Source organism: Phocaeicola faecalis (genome assembly GCF_021730445.1).
In the GTDB taxonomy this organism is placed as follows: Bacteria; Bacteroidota; Bacteroidia; order Bacteroidales; family Bacteroidaceae; genus Phocaeicola; species Phocaeicola faecalis.
On record NZ_JADNRM010000016.1, the window covers coordinates 34,718 to 50,504 of the forward strand.

Genomic DNA, 15,787 nt, shown 5'->3' on the forward strand with positions numbered 1-15,787 from the left:
ACCTATGAACCGTACATACATTCAACATTACAAATCTCTATTTACACTCGGAATTCCCATTGTCATCGGACAAGTGGGTGTCATTATCCTTGGTTTTGCCGATACGCTCATGATAGGACATCACAGCACCAACGAATTGGCTGCCGCCAGTTTCGTCAACAATATGTTCACACTGGCCATCATCTTTGCTACCGGCTTTTCGTATGGCCTGACTCCCATTGTCGGCAGTCTGTTCGGACGCGGTGAGACACCGGTAGTGGGACGAATGCTCAAGAACAGTATCTTTGCCAACGTCCTGCTGGCAGTACTGCTCACCTTTATCATGTGGGTGCTCTATCTGAATATCCATCAGTTGGGACAACCCGAAGAGTTGCTTCCGCTGATGAAACCTTACTTTATCGTGCTGCTCATATCATTACTGTTTGTCCTTCTGTTTAATGCATTCAAGCAATTTGCCGACGGCATCACCGATACCCGCGTATCAATGTGGCTGTTGCTGGGCGGTAATGTCATGAATATCATAGGCAATTACATCCTTATCTACGGAAAGTTAGGCATGCCTGAATTGGGACTGCTCGGTGCCGGTATCTCTACCCTCGCCTCCCGAATCATGATGGTGGTGGCGTTTGCCTTCATCTTTTTCTGTACAAAACGATATCATATATATAAAGAAGGATTTGTGCACAGCAAAGTGAACCGCGCCGATTTTGTTTATCTGAACAAGCTAGGCTGGCCTATCGCCCTGCAGATGGGTATGGAAACCGCATCCTTCAGCCTGAGCGCCATCATGGTGGGCTGGATAGGAACGACAGCACTTGCCGCACATCAGATTATGCTTGCCATTTCGCAAGTATGCTTTATGATGTATTATGGAATGGGGGCGGCTGTGGCTGTGCGTGTCAGCAATTTCAACGGACAAAATGACTGGGTGAATGTACGCCGCACCGCATACTCGGGCTTCCACATCATGCTGGGCATTGCCCTGATAGGTGCGCTGCCCATTTTCCTGCTACGGCATCAACTGGGAGGCTGGTTCAGCGACAGCCAGGCGGTAAGCGTGATGGTGGCACAATTAATCATACCGTTCATTGTCTACCAATTCGGTGACGGACTCCAAATCAACTTTGCCAATGCACTGCGAGGCATTGCAGATGTAAAGCCTATGATGTATATCGCCTTCATCGCCTATTTCCTTATCTCCCTGCCGGCCGGATATTTCTTCGGCTTCGTAATGGACTGGGGAATCATAGGCATCTGGATGGCTTTTCCGTTTGGCCTTACCACCGCCGGCGTCATGTATTATTTACGTTTCCGTAGTTTTTGCCTATGCCACGCCTCTCGACACAACTGAAAGTAGCTTCAGGCTACATCCTGCTCACGTTTCTGTTATTTGCTTCCATTCAGTACATCAACCATGAAATGAAAGCATTGACCGAAACGGACGACAACGAGACCATATTGAACTTACGCCGGAGGGTAACCAACGAGATTGTCGGCCAGCTCTATCAAGCCGAGATTATCGGACAATCTCTGAGCGCCGGCCAACTAGGACAATACTCCCGCTACAAAACCTCCATGCAAAAGGCGAATGCCGCAGTCGATTCATTGCGCAGCTTACTGACGGACAGCATACAGACCCTCCGACTGGATACGGTCGAGATGTTTCTGATGGAGAAGGAACGCAATATGCGTAATCTTCTCCGCGCCATTCAGGAAGGAGGCACCGACAAGATTTACCGACAGCACATCGAAGAGCTGATAGCCGAGCAGGATTCGTTACTCAGCCTGCCCCATGTAAGGCGGAAAGTCGTGACACATACCAATTCCTACACCATCCATAAGAAGCCGAAAGGATTTTTCAAAAGACTGGGAGAAGTGTTCTCGCCCGGAAAAGGGGACTCCACCCAAGTCAACAATGTGATTCAAGAAGAATTTACAGACACACTGACCGAATCATACAGCCCGGCCGATACCGTCGTCACACTGCTGAAAGACGTGCAGAGCCGTGTGACCGACACCCAACAACAGCAATTGAAGAGGCTCAACCAACGAACACAGTCCCTGCGCCTCAGCGGTTTAAAACTGAGCCAGAAAGTGAACCAGCTGTTAAGCACCATCGAGGATGAAGGGCTGGAGATGGCCCGACACAAACAGATGCAGGAGGAAGAAATCCGGAGAAGTTCGGCACGCACCGTAGAGGCCATAGCCATCGTAGCCGTGCTGCTGGCAAGCATATTCCTGATTTTTATCTGGCGAGACATTACACGCAGCAATCATTACCGCCGGGAGTTGGAGAAGGCCAAACGCCGTGCCGAAGACTTGCTGGTGGCACGCGAAAAGTTAATGCTGACCATTACACACGACATCAAAGCGCCGGTGGGCTCCATTATAGGCTATACCGACCTGTTGGAGCGAATCACGACAGAAGAACGGCAGCGTTTTTATCTCAACAATATGCAAAGCTCCGCCAAACATTTGCTGAGTCTGGTGAACTCTTTATTGGACTTTCACCGTCTGGATGCCCACAAAATGGATGTGAACAGGGTAACATTCAACCCTCATCAATTATTTGATACCATTTATGTAAGCTTCAAACCGATGGCAAATGCCAAACATCTGTTATTGGAGTACGACTGTGGAGAACCCCTGAACCGTTTATATATAGGCGACCCGTTCCGCACCAGGCAGATAGTGGAGAACCTGCTCTCCAATGCATTGAAATTTACACAAAAGGGAAGCATCACGCTCCGTGCGGCACTGGAAAACGGACAACTGCACTTCAGCATCAGTGATACCGGTTGCGGAATCAGCGAAGAAGAACAAAAACGAATCTTCCAAGAGTTTACCCGCCTGCGTAACGCACAAGGACAAGAAGGTTTCGGCCTGGGACTGGCCATTACGAGAAAACTTGTGTTGCTACTCGAAGGAGACATCAGGATAGAAAGCGAAGCGGGAAAAGGCAGCACATTCCATGTCTACCTCCCTCTGCCCCAAGCCCCCAATGCCGACAAAAAGAATAACAGGGAGGAAGGAATAAAGAACTTTATCCTTATTGATGATGACCGCATCCAACTGCAATTGACTGCTGCCATGCTTAAACGTCCCACCATCCATATCACCTGTTGCGAACAACCCGAAGAGCTTTTCCGGCAATTGGAAGAAAACAAATTCGACGCCCTTCTGACCGACATACAAATGCCTGCCATGAACGGCTTCGACCTGCTGGATGCCATCCGTGCACTTCCGGCTGACCGGGCAAAAAACATTCCCGTTATTGCCATTACCGCACGCAGTGACATGGATGCCGAATATTTCCGTTCGAAGGGCTTTGCCGGATGCCTGCACAAGCCCTTTAACACACACGAAATTTTCGAGGCCCTTTCGCAAGCCATCCGACAGGATTTGACGGACCTGGAAGAGACCGGCAACGAAGGATTGCAACCACCGACGAATGACAGCCCTCACACCGTCCCGGCATCGTTGGACTTCTCAGCCCTTACCGCGTTCTCGGAAGATGACCCCGCCGCAGCGAAAGAGATTATCCGCACCTTCGTGTCTGAAACAAAAAAAAACCGAAGCTGCATGGCTGCCGCCCTCGAAAAAGAGGAGACAGAAGGAATTACCGCGATGGCACACAAGCTTTTACCTTTATTTACCATGCTGGGAGCCAACACTTCCATTGCACCCCTCACCTGGCTGGAACAAAGGCGGGGAACCACTGTAATGACCTCCGAAATACGCGAGAAAACCCTATTCATCCTTGATGAAATAGACGAAATAATCCGCCAAGCCGAAGAACAGATTTAAGAGGGTGTCAAAACTAAATGTTACCGATTACACTCCTCCAGCTGATTTTCAATATCTTCTATTTGCGGCAATGCGGAAGCCACATCTTCAAACAGCTTTTCAGTTTCGTATTGTGCGATGCCCAATGGTTGCGTGATACCACGCAGGGCAAAACGTGCTTTGGTGTCGCTCTTTGAACGGCACAGAAGCAAACCGATAGTAGGTTTGTCCTCGGGGGCTTTCACATATTCATCCACCGCCGAAATATAAAAGTTCAGTTTGCTGACAAACTCAGGTACAAATTCCACGGCTTTCAGTTCCACCACCACATAACAGTGCAGTTGTAAGTGATACATCAAAATATCGATATAGTAGTCATCACCGTCCACCTCCAAATGATATTGCCGACCAATGAACGCAAAGCCTTTACCCATTTCCAAGAGGAAATCGGTGATACGCCGGGCAAGATTCTTTTCGATGTCAAGTTCACGCTGCAAAGCCACCGTACCCAAGAAACTGAAATTATATGGGTCTTTGAACGCATATTGTGCCAAATCCGATTGGTAAGCAGGCAAGGTATGCTGAAAATTGGTAATCGCATTACCTTTGGCTTTGATGTAACCGCTTGCCACCTGCGAAAGCATCACGTCACGACTCCAACCGTTGGCTGCGGTTTCTATGATATAAAACGCACGTTCCGCCTCTGTCGGAACTTTAGAAATGAGCGACATATGGTGATACCACGATATTTGTGCAAGCGGCACTTGCACAACTCCGTTCTCATCGCAAGGCAATTCGGCAAGTGCGGCTTTCCGAATTGGCAACTGTTCTAATTGTGCAAGCGGCACTTGCACAATTGGGAAATCGGGATAACTCAACGCAAATTTTCTCATATACTTCAAATTACGCTCGGAGTAGCCTCTATCATCAGGAAACCTCTCCGTGAGGTCTTTTGATAATTGCGTAATGACTTTCGTACCCCAACCTTGCTCCTTTTGCTTGGTTAAAATGTCGTTGCCGATTTCCCAATAAAGAGTAAGTAATTCTGTATTGACGCTAAGGATAGCCTTCAACTTGGATTGCTCTATCAATGAAATTATTTTTCTTCTCCAATTTATATAATTTTCAGAGAGAAAGTCTTGCCATTCAGCCTTTGGTGGTACTATCATATCGTTACCTATTTTAATTGCGTTTAGACTACAAAGATACGGAAAATTAACTGGCTTTCAATCCCTTCAAGTCAAGTATTTACAGTGTACCAATTTTACATTGGTCTGATTGACCACAACATAGTGTAAGGTAGTGTCAATCTTGACATGACCAAGTAGCCGTTGCACTTGCGACAAGAAACCCCTCACGGCTCCTTGCACCGGTCAAAGCCCATGATAAACGATTGAATCAGTTCCTTCAAGGCAATCATCTGTATCTCAAATCATCTTCCACGTTCTTCCATATATCAAGAATTTGTAGTACCTTTGTCCCATTAAAAACATGAAAATGCCACACTCTATTCTAATAGTAGAAGACGATTTAACTTTTGCCACCATGCTAAAAACATGGCTAGGAAAGAAAGGGTTTCTGGTAGACACTGCCGGCAGTAGCGCACGTGCCCGAAAACAACTGGACGCCCAACCTTATGACCTTGTGCTTTCGGACCTCCGTCTGCCGGATCAGGACGGTATTTCCTTACTTGCATGGATGAAAGAGCATGGGCACCGGATTCCCCTTATCATCATGACCGGCTATGCAGATATCCAAAGTGCTGTACAAGCCATGAAAAACGGTGCCAACGACTATATTTCAAAACCGGTACAACCGGATGTGCTGTTAAAAAAAATAAATGAGGCGCTGCAAAGCAAAAACACCGTTGCAACGCCTTCCCATCCTGCCCCATCGGTATCGGTCGCTCCATCATCCAACTTTCTGGAGGGTGAAAGTGAAGCAGCACGCCAACTATACAATTATGTAGGCTTAGTTGCCCCTACCCCCATGTCTGTCCTCATCAATGGGGCCAGCGGAACCGGTAAAGAGTATGTCGCCCACCGCATCCATCAATTGAGTAAACGTGCCGACAAACCATTTATTGCAATAGACTGCGGCTCTATCCCCAAAGAACTTGCAGCCTCCGAATTCTTCGGTCATGTGAAGGGTTCCTTTACCGGAGCACTCCACGACAAGACCGGCGCCTTCGTTGAAGCCAATGGCGGCACACTCTTTCTTGATGAAATAGGAAATTTGAGCTACGAAGTACAAATCCAGCTTCTGCGTGCCCTGCAGGAACGACGTATCCGTCCCGTGGGCTCCAATAAAGAGATAGAAGTAAATGTCCGGCTTATCAGTGCTACGAATGAGAATCTCCTGCAAGCCATTGAAAAAGGAAACTTCCGCGAAGACCTTTTCCATCGAATCAATGAGTTTACCTTGCGCATGCCGTCCCTGAAAGAACGACAGGAAGATATCTTGCTCTTTGCCAACTTCTTCCTGGATCAGGCCAACCATGAACTCGACCGGCATCTGATAGGCTTTGACGCAGCAGCCAGCAATGCACTGCAAACCTATTCGTGGCCCGGCAACCTTCGACAACTGAAGAATATCGTGAGACGTGCCACGCTGCTCGCACAAGGCAACTATATTACCCTAACAGAGCTGGGGAATGAATTGGTCGAGTCGCCCAACGTTTCTCCGACAAGTACAAGCTTCAGCCTGCACGACGAAGCAACTGAAAAAAAACGCATTCTGGAAGCCCTTCAGCAAACCGGAAACAACAAGAGTAAAGCAGCCCTCTTATTAGGCATTGACCGAAAGACACTGTACAATAAACTGAAACTCTACAATATCCAATAAAAAGAAGTGGGGAATAATTCCTCACTTCTTTCCACACATTCCCCGTCTTTCCACATTTCCCCACATCACGGCAAAAACATTAATCCTTATAAATCAACGGATTACAAATCACATTATAGTTTGGCATGCCAATTGTTCTTTAAATATCAGAGAGAACAAACGAGATAAATCATTAACCTGTAAAAACTTACAATTATGAAAAAATTATTTGTAGCAGTAGCATTAGTAATGGGAATTGGAACAAGCGTATTTGCCTATAACATGACACCGGCAAGCATCGAAACCGTTGCAGCAGTGAATGACTTCACTCCTATCGAAGTAAAAGACCTTCCGACAGCCGTCCAAGATGCCATTACCAAAAACTATGCAGACTCAACTATCAAAGAAGCTTCTGTTGAAGCAAAAGAAGATGGTACAAAGACCTATAAGGTTGTTTTAACCGACAAAGAGGGTACTGAGAGCACTGTACTTTTCAGCGAAAGCGGAGAAGTGTTGAAGTAAATGAAAGATGCCTAAAATGAAAAAAAGGGAATGCTGTGAAGCACTCCCTTTTTGCTGTTTCTTAATCCATATCAAAACCGTTCCACAAATTGCCTTCGGGCACCGGTGCCGTCAGTTCAATCGGTTCTTTCGAAACCGGATGAATGAACTTTATCGTCCGTGCATGAAGACAAATACTACCGTCCGGGTTGGAGCGCTGAGCGCCATATTTCAAATCACCTTTAATGGGGCACCCCATTTTTGCCAACTGGCAACGTATCTGGTGATGGCGTCCTGTCTTTAAATCCACCTCCAACAGATAATAGTTCTGTGAATGGCCGATAAGCTTATAATGAAGTATCGCTTTCTTCGAGTTCTTTACTTCTTTATCGTATGCATAGGACTTATTCTGTTTCTCATTGCGGACCAGATAATGAACCAATTCGCCTTCCGTTTCCTTCGGACACTCTTTCACTATCGCCCAATAGGTTTTCTTCACATCTCCATCACGAAACATTTCGTTCAGCCGTGCCAACGCTTTACTGGTTTTGGCAAAAACCACCAAACCGCTGACGGGACGATCCAAACGATGAGTAACGCCTATAAAGACATTTCCCGGCTTGGCATATTTTTCTTTCAGATACGCCTTTACCGTTTCCGACAAAGGAGTATCGCCGGTCTTGTCACCCTGAACAATCTCAGAAGAAGTCTTGCTGACTACGATTATATGATTATCTTCGTAAACGACTGTCATGCAAAGATTACATATTCATACCACCATCAACCTGAATCACCTGTCCGGATACATAAGATGACATATCAGAAGCAAGGAACGTAGCTACGTCAGCCACATCTTCAGGCGTACCGCCACGACGCAAAGGAATCTTCTTAGCCCATTCAGCCTTTACCTCGTCACTCAGTTTGGCAGTCATATCAGTGATGATAAAGCCCGGAGCAATAGCATTGGCACGGATACCGCGAGAACCCAGTTCCTGAGCAATAGACTTAGCCAAACCAATCATACCGGCTTTGGAAGCTGAGTAGTTACACTGGCCCGCATTTCCGTGAACGCCTACCACTGATGCCATATTGATAATGCTTCCACTCTTCTGACGCATCATGATAGGAGTACAAGCATGAATAAAGTTAAAAGCAGACTTCAGATTGACCGCAATTACTGCATCCCATTGTGCTTCGCTCATACGCATCATCAAGCTGTCTTTCGTGATACCGGCATTGTTGACCAGAATATCAATAGAACCGAAGTCTTCCTTGATTTGGTTAACTACTTTCTCTGTATCTTCAAAGTTTGCAGCGTTAGAAGCATACCCTTTTACCTTCACACCCAAAGCAGCAATTTCTTTTTCAGTATTCTGACCATTTTCGTCAATAACCAAGTCTGTGAATGCAATATTTGCTCCTTCAGAAGCAAACTTCAACGCAATTGCTTTACCAATACCACGAGCAGCACCTGTTACAATCGCAGTTTTTCCAGTTAATAATCCCATTTTGTTTTCTATTTTACGTTATTAATTAAATTATTCTTTTTCAATATTTTTACGTCCCAAAGCGCCGAATACAATTTTCGCCACATACGCCCAGCCGGTCTCATCATCCAGCTCTTCAGCTATCTGTCCACGGATATACGGCACTTCGATTCCCTTAATACAATAATGCACAATATCAGCTATGATGTCTACATTATCGATATCAAAAAGTCCCTTGTCTTTCCCGTCTGCCAATACTTGCTTGAAAAGTTTGATTTCTTTTGCATCAAAGTTTTTACGCACAGCTTCCACACGCCATATATTACGGAAGAAACCGGCACGCAATGTTCCGTTTCTATACACGACCATTTTAATAGAATCCAAATGCGTCTCTATCAATTTTAAAATCTTTTCGTCCGGAGTGATATCTTTCTTTGCGACTTGTTCCATTGCGTCCGAAAGCATTTCCAATTCAGATTCCACCACCGCCATGTAGATATCCTCCTTGCTCTTGAAGTACGTATAAAGGGTGCGTCTTCCTTTTTTGGAAGCCACCGCTATATCGTTCATCGTAGTGTCATCTACACCCTTCTTAGCAAAAAGCTGACGGGCAACGTCTACCAATTTAGCTCTTGTCTTTGATACTGCCATATAGATTCAGTTGCACATTATTTATATATGTGAGCAAATTTACATCATTTCTTTGGACCATACAAACAATTAAAGTATAATATTCATGTATATGTTAATTAACATTCACAACATACACTCATTATCAACCACTTACATCGTTTATCTATTTTAATTCAAAAAAATATTCAAGAAACATTTGGAGTTAAAGAAAAAAGCCGTACCTTTGCATCCGTAATCAAAAACACAACATCGCGGAGTGGAGCAGTTGGTAGCTCGTTGGGCTCATAACCCAAAGGTCGTCTGTTCGAGTCAGGCCTCCGCAACTAAGAGAAAGAGAAGCAATATTGCTTCTCTTTCTTTTTTCCCTCTCTTGCACTAAAATGGGGCAACTCTAGTTCACGCTTATCACCCACAAGATTTATCCAATGCTTCGGCTAAACGAAGAAAAAATAATAAAATTACCGGCCATGATTAGAATAGACTCATAGTATATTGTATCTTTGGGAAATAAATCCCTATTTATTATTATGAAGCAACGTATTCTACTTTATCTTATCGCCTTATTGCTCTTTCCTTTGTGCAAAGTGCAGGCGGCCCATCAACCGGAATTCTCTACTGCCGGTTTCTATCGGCTGGCAAATTCCGGCCGCGATGTCTTCTCCATGAACCCCGCGTGGCGACTGCACAAAGGTGCGGCACCGGGAGCCGAAGCTATCCACTTCGATGACCGGAAGTGGGAGGTGGTCTCTCTTCCCAACGGCATCGAATATCTGCCGACCGAAGCCAGCGGTTGCATCAACTATCAAGGGGAAGCGTGGTACCGCAAACATTTCACCCCTGCCGATGCTTTAAAAGGCAAAAAGCTTTTCCTCCATTTTGAAGCCATTATGGGAAAAAGCAAAGTGTTTGTCAACGGCAAACTGTTGGCCGAACACTTTGGAGGATACCTGCCTGTCGTGGTTGATATCACGAATGCACTGAAGTGGGAAACGGATAACATCATAGCCGTATGGACCGACAATAGCGATGACCCCAGTTATCCTCCCGGCAAAGCACAGGATGTGCTGGATTATACTTACTTCGGAGGCATTTATCGCGACTGCTGGCTGATTGCCCATAACTCCGTCTTCATCACCGACCCCAACTTTGAGAACGAAACGGCTGGAGGCGGCCTTTTCGTTGCCTACGACAAAGTGTCCGACAACTCGGCGGAAGTTCTGCTGAAAACCCATGTGCGCAATGAAGGCAAAAAGACCTTTACGGGCGTAGTGGAATATGAACTGCAACAGCCGGACGGACGGCAAGTCGCTTTCTTAAACGATAAAGTGCAGGTTCGTCCCGGCAAAGCCATTACCTCTAAAGATAAAATCATCGTTAAGCAGCCGATGCTTTGGAGCCCCGAAACCCCTACCTTATATAATTTAATAGTCCGTATCCGCGACAATGAAGGAAACACAGTAGACGGCTATCGTCGCCGAATCGGTATCCGTAGCATTGAATTCAAGGGCAAAGATGGTTTCTGGCTGAACGGAAAACCCTACGAGCGTCCTTTGATTGGCGCCAACCGACATCAGGATTTTGCTGTGGTAGGCAATGCAGTAGCCAACAGTATTCACTGGCGTGATGCAAAAAAGTTGCGCGACGCCGGCCTGAAGGTCATTCGTAACGCTCATTGCCCTCAAGACCCTGCCTTTATGGATGCCTGTGATGAACTGGGCCTGTTCGTCATTGTCAATACCCCAGGCTGGCAATTCTGGAATGACGCTCCCGAGTTTGCCCAGCGCGTTTACAGTGACATCCGCAATCTGGTCCGTCGCGACCGTAATCATCCCTGCGTATGGCTGTGGGAACCTATCCTGAACGAAACCTGGTATCCGGCTGATTTTGCAAAAAACACACTCGACTTAGTGGCACAAGAATATCCTTATCCTTATTGTTACTCCGGTTGCGACAGCGAAGCGCGCGGTCATGAAGTCTATCCCGTCCTTTTCACCCATCCGGCCAATGCGGACAAAGACTGGGCTATAAAGAAGCTCGACCCCAAAATCACTTACTTCACCCGTGAATGGGGAGATAACGTAGACGACTGGAACTCTCATAACTCTCCCAGCCGGGTGGCCCGCAACTGGGGAGAACAGGCCATGCTTATCCAAGCCTGGCATTATGCAGCACCTAGCTATCCATATACTTGCTATGACGTACTTTATCGTACCCCCCGACAGCACGTGGGAGGCTGCCTGTGGCATTCATTCGACCACCAGCGCGGCTATCACCCCGACCCCTTCTACGGCGGATTGATGGATGTGTTCCGCCAGCCCAAGTATTCTTATTATATGTTCCAAGCGCAACGTTCGCCCGAAAAGCAAGAACGCCTGTTCGAGACCGGCCCCATGGTATATATCGCCCACGAAATGACACCGTTCTCTCCTAAAGACGTGACCGTATATTCCAACTGTGACGAAGTGCGCCTCACTTATAATAAAGGAGGAAAGACCCTGACGTATACCAAACCGGCAGCCCGCGAAGGAATGCCGTCGCCAATCATCACATTTAAGGATGTATACGACTTTATGATAGACAAAAACATGTCTATGAAAGAAGGAAAGCAGAAGGAAGTCTTTCTGCTGGCAGAAGGACTGATGGACGGAAAAGTGGTAGCCACCCACAAAGTACGTCCGGCACGCCGCCCTTCCCAATTACTTCTTTGGGTAGATAATGAGAACACGGAACTGAAAGCCGACGGTTCGGACTTCGTAACGGTGGTAGCCGCCATTGCCGATAAAAACGGTAACATCAAACGCCTGAACAATTACTATGTGAAGTTCCACATCGAAGGTGAAGGGCGCATCCTCGGCGGTGCAAACGTGTTGGCTAATCCGGCTCCTGTAAAATGGGGAACAGCGCCGGTATTGGTACAATCCACTCTGAAACCCGGCAAGATAAAGATAACAGCCAGCGTATTGTTCGAAGGTTCGCAAATGCCGGTTGCTGCAGAATTGGAACTGGAAAGCAAACCCGCAGCATATCCTTTGATTTATTCAAAGGAAGAGGCAGCACTTATCCCAATGGAATCTGATTCACAGTACTTTCCAATCACGGCCAAATCTAAAGAGGAGCTGGAAAAGGAAAAAGCAGTAAGAGAACAAAACGAACGGAAACTGAAGGAAGTGGAGCAACAACAAGCCGATTTCGGCGAGAAAAAGTAAACACCATAAAAATTCAGTCTGCAATCGGTAAATGTAAGAAGATAATTGAAAATCCAGAATAAGACAGAAGCCCTTTTCAACGAAATTGTAGAGTCTTTCATCACCAAAAACTCTTAATTCGTCGAAAAAAGCCTTTCTTTCATTGAATAGATTTGAAAAGACTACAAATTACATTTACCTTTGCCGATTGAAATAAAAAACTTGCAAAAGCAAAACTATGATGAAAAAGGCAAAAACATTTCTCCTTTTAGGCATTACATTGTGCATGTTCGGATGCAGCGATGATGATGATAACGACAAGTCGAATACGACATCTACCGTTCCTTTCTCCTTAACAGCCTCGCTGGAAGTACGCAACGACGCTGCAACTCCGGGTATGCTGCAAGGCAATTGGAATGAAGGTACCCAACTGGCAGCCATGCACTCCAGCCTGACAGGAGTAAAGAAGAGTATCTTCACCCTGTCGCCCACTTCTACCGACTTATTTACCGGCGACATCTCGAATAAAGTGAAAAACGATAAAGAAATTGCAGTATTTTATCCGGCTGATGCCATTACAGCAAACAGCAGTGATACACTGACGCAGAAACTAAGTCTTGCCGGTCAGGACGGAACATTGGCAGGCGTGGCAGATTATGATTATTCATGGGCTTTGTGCAAGGTGACCATGACTGCACAATCCGGCTCAGGCAGTTGCGAAATGAAAAGCCTGATGACTATCGGAAAATTTGAGTTCACCACGGACGGAAGCACACCGTTGAACGACATTTCACGCATCACCGTGACAGCCACTGCAGGCAAACTTTATTCCAACGCAACCTTAAAGTTGAAAGATGGAGAATTCAGCAACACCACAGAAGGAAGCTTTACCATAAAGAATGACGCCGGACTGCCGGGCAGCGCTTATATTTCCTTCTTCCCTTCGGAGGCGGCACAGCTACATTTTACCCTGGTCACCAATGCAGGCAACATCTATGAAGCCTCAACTGCAGAAAGCATCACATTGGAAAAAGGAAAGTATTACACAGCCACCGCCCTTACTTGCACTCCGGTAGCCCCTGCCAAAGTAGGTGACTACTACTATAGTGACGGTACTTATTCTACAGAAGTGAACGAAGAAAAAACATGTATCGGTATTGTTTATGCACTAAACGACAAGAACGGCAATATAGACAAGACACTCACCGCATCTCCCTACGGACGTATCGTGGCACTGACCAATGCACAAACCAGAGTGAGATGGGCAAGCAAATCGGAGGATATCGAAGAATTGAAGAACGACACCATTATCAATGGTACACAGCAAACCGGCTGCCTGCCTTATTTCAATGGCACCGCAGATTCGTATTTCTCTGACAATGCCGAAGAACAAATTAAAGGAACGACCATCGATACAGAGACGGGACTGATTACCGCCTGGCCGTCGGAGGGTATCCTGAGCGACTTTAATGGAGCAACAAATACATCTTATATCAACAAGAGCACCTCTACTTATCCGGCAGGAACTTATTGCTACCAATACAGCAAACCCGGAAAAGGCGCAGGCGAATGGTATCTGCCGGCAGTGGGCGAACTGGCACTGCTGTGGGAGTTACAACATGCCGGTGTGATATGCAATGCCAAGCAGGAATGTTTCAAGGATTTCGACCAGCAGAGTTATTGGACTTCTTCGGAAGGCAATAAAAACAAGGCCTGGTATTTGAACTTCTTCAGTGGAATATTAATGGCAAACAGTAAGGGAAGTACTTACAATACACGTCCGGTAGCCATGTTCTAAACACATAGCTGCCAAGCACTAAAAAAGGGATGTTTTGATACATCCCTTTTTTAGTATATAAGCACAATCAAATATTACTGTTTCACCGCAACAGCCGCCGGCTTCTTATTCTGCGCCTGTTTCTTTCTGCGCCAATAGTCACCATTACTCTTGCTTCCACGATATACTTTATTTGCCTTTGCCTTCTCCTTTATCTCTTCAGTCTTCTCTTTTTGAAGCTGCACACCGGCCGTAGTCATAAAAGGATGCTCTTTCACCACAGGTATTTCCAATCCGATTAACTTCTGTATATCTTTCAGATAAGGCAATTCTTCCGATTCACAAAAAGAAATTGCCACCCCATCGTGTCCGGCACGTCCGGTTCTGCCAATGCGGTGTACATACGTTTCCGATATATTGGGCAATTCATAGTTGATTACATGGGAAAGCAGGTTTACGTCGATACCTCTGGCAGCAATATCCGTTGCAATCAGTACACGGGTTGACCGGTCCTTAAAATTATTCAATGCCCGCTGGCGTGCATTCTGCGATTTGTTTCCATGAATAGCTTCTGCCACCACACTGTTCTTATTCAGTATCTTTGCCAACTTGTCCGCCCCATATTTAGTGCGGGTAAAAATCAATACCGACTCTATCGTCTTATCTTTCAGCAGATAGAGCAACAAATCCTTTTTTTCGTTTTTCTCTACGAAGTAAACGCTTTGCTGGATGGTATCCACTGTAGATGAAGCCGGAGTCACCTCCACCTTTTCGGGAGAGGTAAGAATGGAGTTAGCCAATTTTTCTATCTCAGGCGGCATAGTAGCAGAGAAGAAAAGAGTCTGCCGTTTGGCAGGAATCAGTTTCAATACGCGCTTTATATCATGTATAAAGCCCATATCCAACATACGGTCTGCCTCATCAAGCACAAAATAATCAAGCCCTTTCAAGGAAATATATCCTTGCGCCTGCAAGTCAAGCAAACGTCCCGGAGTAGCAATCAATACCTGCACCCCCCTTTTCAATGCATCTATCTGCGGTTTCGGAGGAACCCCTCCAAAAATAACCGTATGCTTTACACGTGTATATCGGGCATAAGCATCAAAGCTCTCGCCTATCTGAATGGCCAGTTCGCGTGTGGGGGTGAGTATCAAAGCCTTGATACCTTTCTTACTATCTGATTGATAAAGTCCCTGAATAATGGGGATGGCAAAAGCTGCCGTTTTTCCTGTTCCTGTCTGCGCACATCCCAGCAAATCTTTACCTTTTAATAATACCGGAATTGCTTGTTCCTGAATGGGGGTCGGCGTTGTATAGCCGGTTTGTTCCAAAGCCTTCAATATCGGCTCTATAAGATCTAGTTCTTTAAATGTCATTTGAAATTATTAAGCGGGCCTCACGGCCTTTTCATTTATTATTTTACAAAGATAAGAGAATGATTGGTTGCAAAGGTATTCAGGCTACAGAGTTTATGCTTATTTAACAAGATTGACAATAAAGAGGGCGTATGGTGAAATCAGTATCACCATACGTCCATAATTCATTGTATATAAGCCATTTACAAAGAAAACAATAATATAAAGGCTTTTGAATAA

General features: G+C 45.9%; 11 protein-coding genes, 1 tRNA gene and 1 pseudogene. 7 read left to right on the top strand and 6 right to left on the bottom strand.

The genetic code is table 11. From position 1 onward, the window contains the following. Positions 1-19: 19 nt before the first annotated feature. A complete protein-coding gene (locus tag IR173_RS13855; RefSeq protein ID WP_394800678.1) occupies positions 20-1,351 on the top strand; it encodes an MATE family efflux transporter in 1,332 nt (443 codons plus the stop codon). Further along, positions 1,327-3,807 (top strand): hybrid sensor histidine kinase/response regulator, encoded by a 2,481-nt coding sequence (locus IR173_RS13860; protein WP_394800677.1) that lies wholly within the window; start codon positions 1,327-1,329, stop codon positions 3,805-3,807. The genes IR173_RS13855 and IR173_RS13860 overlap by 25 nt, the downstream gene beginning before the upstream one ends. Positions 3,808-3,827: 20 nt before the next feature. Here the strand turns inward: IR173_RS13860 and IR173_RS13865 are convergent, their stop codons facing one another. Beyond that, complete coding sequence (locus tag IR173_RS13865) at positions 3,828-4,955, bottom strand: PDDEXK nuclease domain-containing protein (protein WP_237040193.1); 1,128 nt, start codon at positions 4,953-4,955, stop codon at positions 3,828-3,830. A gap of 66 nt (positions 4,956-5,021) precedes the next feature. Then, positions 5,022-5,132, bottom strand: a pseudogene (locus tag IR173_RS18085) (integrase); the annotation flags it as partial. 151 nt (positions 5,133-5,283) lie between these two features. On the opposite strand from IR173_RS18085, the gene IR173_RS13870 reads away from it, so the two are divergent. Both IR173_RS13870 and IR173_RS13875 read left to right on the top strand, forming a co-directional pair. Next, positions 5,284-6,630, top strand: coding sequence for a sigma-54-dependent transcriptional regulator (locus tag IR173_RS13870; protein ID WP_237040240.1), 1,347 nt, complete (start codon positions 5,284-5,286; stop codon positions 6,628-6,630). Between the two features lie 195 nt (positions 6,631-6,825). Further along, positions 6,826-7,131 carry a hypothetical protein gene (locus IR173_RS13875; protein WP_237040194.1) on the top strand — a complete coding sequence of 102 codons (306 nt, stop codon included), beginning with the start codon at positions 6,826-6,828 and terminating at the stop codon, positions 7,129-7,131. Between the two features lie 61 nt (positions 7,132-7,192). Here the strand turns inward: IR173_RS13875 and IR173_RS13880 are convergent, their stop codons facing one another. Genes IR173_RS13880 through IR173_RS13890 form a run of 3 tightly spaced genes read right to left on the bottom strand, consistent with a single transcriptional unit; the run spans position 7,193 to position 9,248 of the window. After that, positions 7,193-7,864, bottom strand: a complete 672-nt coding sequence (locus IR173_RS13880; RefSeq protein ID WP_237040195.1) for an RluA family pseudouridine synthase — start codon at positions 7,862-7,864, stop codon at positions 7,193-7,195. Between the two features lie 7 nt (positions 7,865-7,871). Further along, complete coding sequence (gene fabG, locus IR173_RS13885) at positions 7,872-8,618, bottom strand: 3-oxoacyl-[acyl-carrier-protein] reductase (protein ID WP_237040196.1); 747 nt, start codon at positions 8,616-8,618, stop codon at positions 7,872-7,874. A gap of 30 nt (positions 8,619-8,648) precedes the next feature. After that, positions 8,649-9,248 carry a TetR/AcrR family transcriptional regulator gene (locus tag IR173_RS13890; RefSeq protein ID WP_237040197.1) on the bottom strand — a complete coding sequence of 200 codons (600 nt, stop codon included), beginning with the start codon at positions 9,246-9,248 and terminating at the stop codon, positions 8,649-8,651. Between the two features lie 232 nt (positions 9,249-9,480). On the opposite strand from IR173_RS13890, the gene IR173_RS13895 reads away from it, so the two are divergent. The 3 genes from IR173_RS13895 to IR173_RS13905 all read left to right on the top strand — a co-directional run bounded on the left by IR173_RS13895 (position 9,481) and on the right by IR173_RS13905 (position 14,213). Beyond that, a tRNA-Met gene (locus IR173_RS13895) sits at positions 9,481-9,553 on the top strand. A 204-nt stretch (positions 9,554-9,757) separates the two neighbouring features. After that, entirely contained in the window at positions 9,758-12,436 is a 2,679-nt protein-coding gene (locus tag IR173_RS13900) for a glycoside hydrolase family 2 TIM barrel-domain containing protein (protein WP_237040198.1), read from the top strand. A gap of 220 nt (positions 12,437-12,656) precedes the next feature. Then, positions 12,657-14,213, top strand: a complete 1,557-nt coding sequence (locus tag IR173_RS13905) for an Lcl domain-containing protein (RefSeq protein ID WP_317207946.1) — start codon at positions 12,657-12,659, stop codon at positions 14,211-14,213. A 74-nt stretch (positions 14,214-14,287) separates the two neighbouring features. Here IR173_RS13905 and IR173_RS13910 read toward each other — a convergent pair whose 3' ends face one another. Continuing rightward, positions 14,288-15,568, bottom strand: a complete 1,281-nt coding sequence (locus tag IR173_RS13910) for a DEAD/DEAH box helicase (RefSeq protein WP_237040200.1) — start codon at positions 15,566-15,568, stop codon at positions 14,288-14,290. Positions 15,569-15,787: the final 219 nt, after the last annotated feature.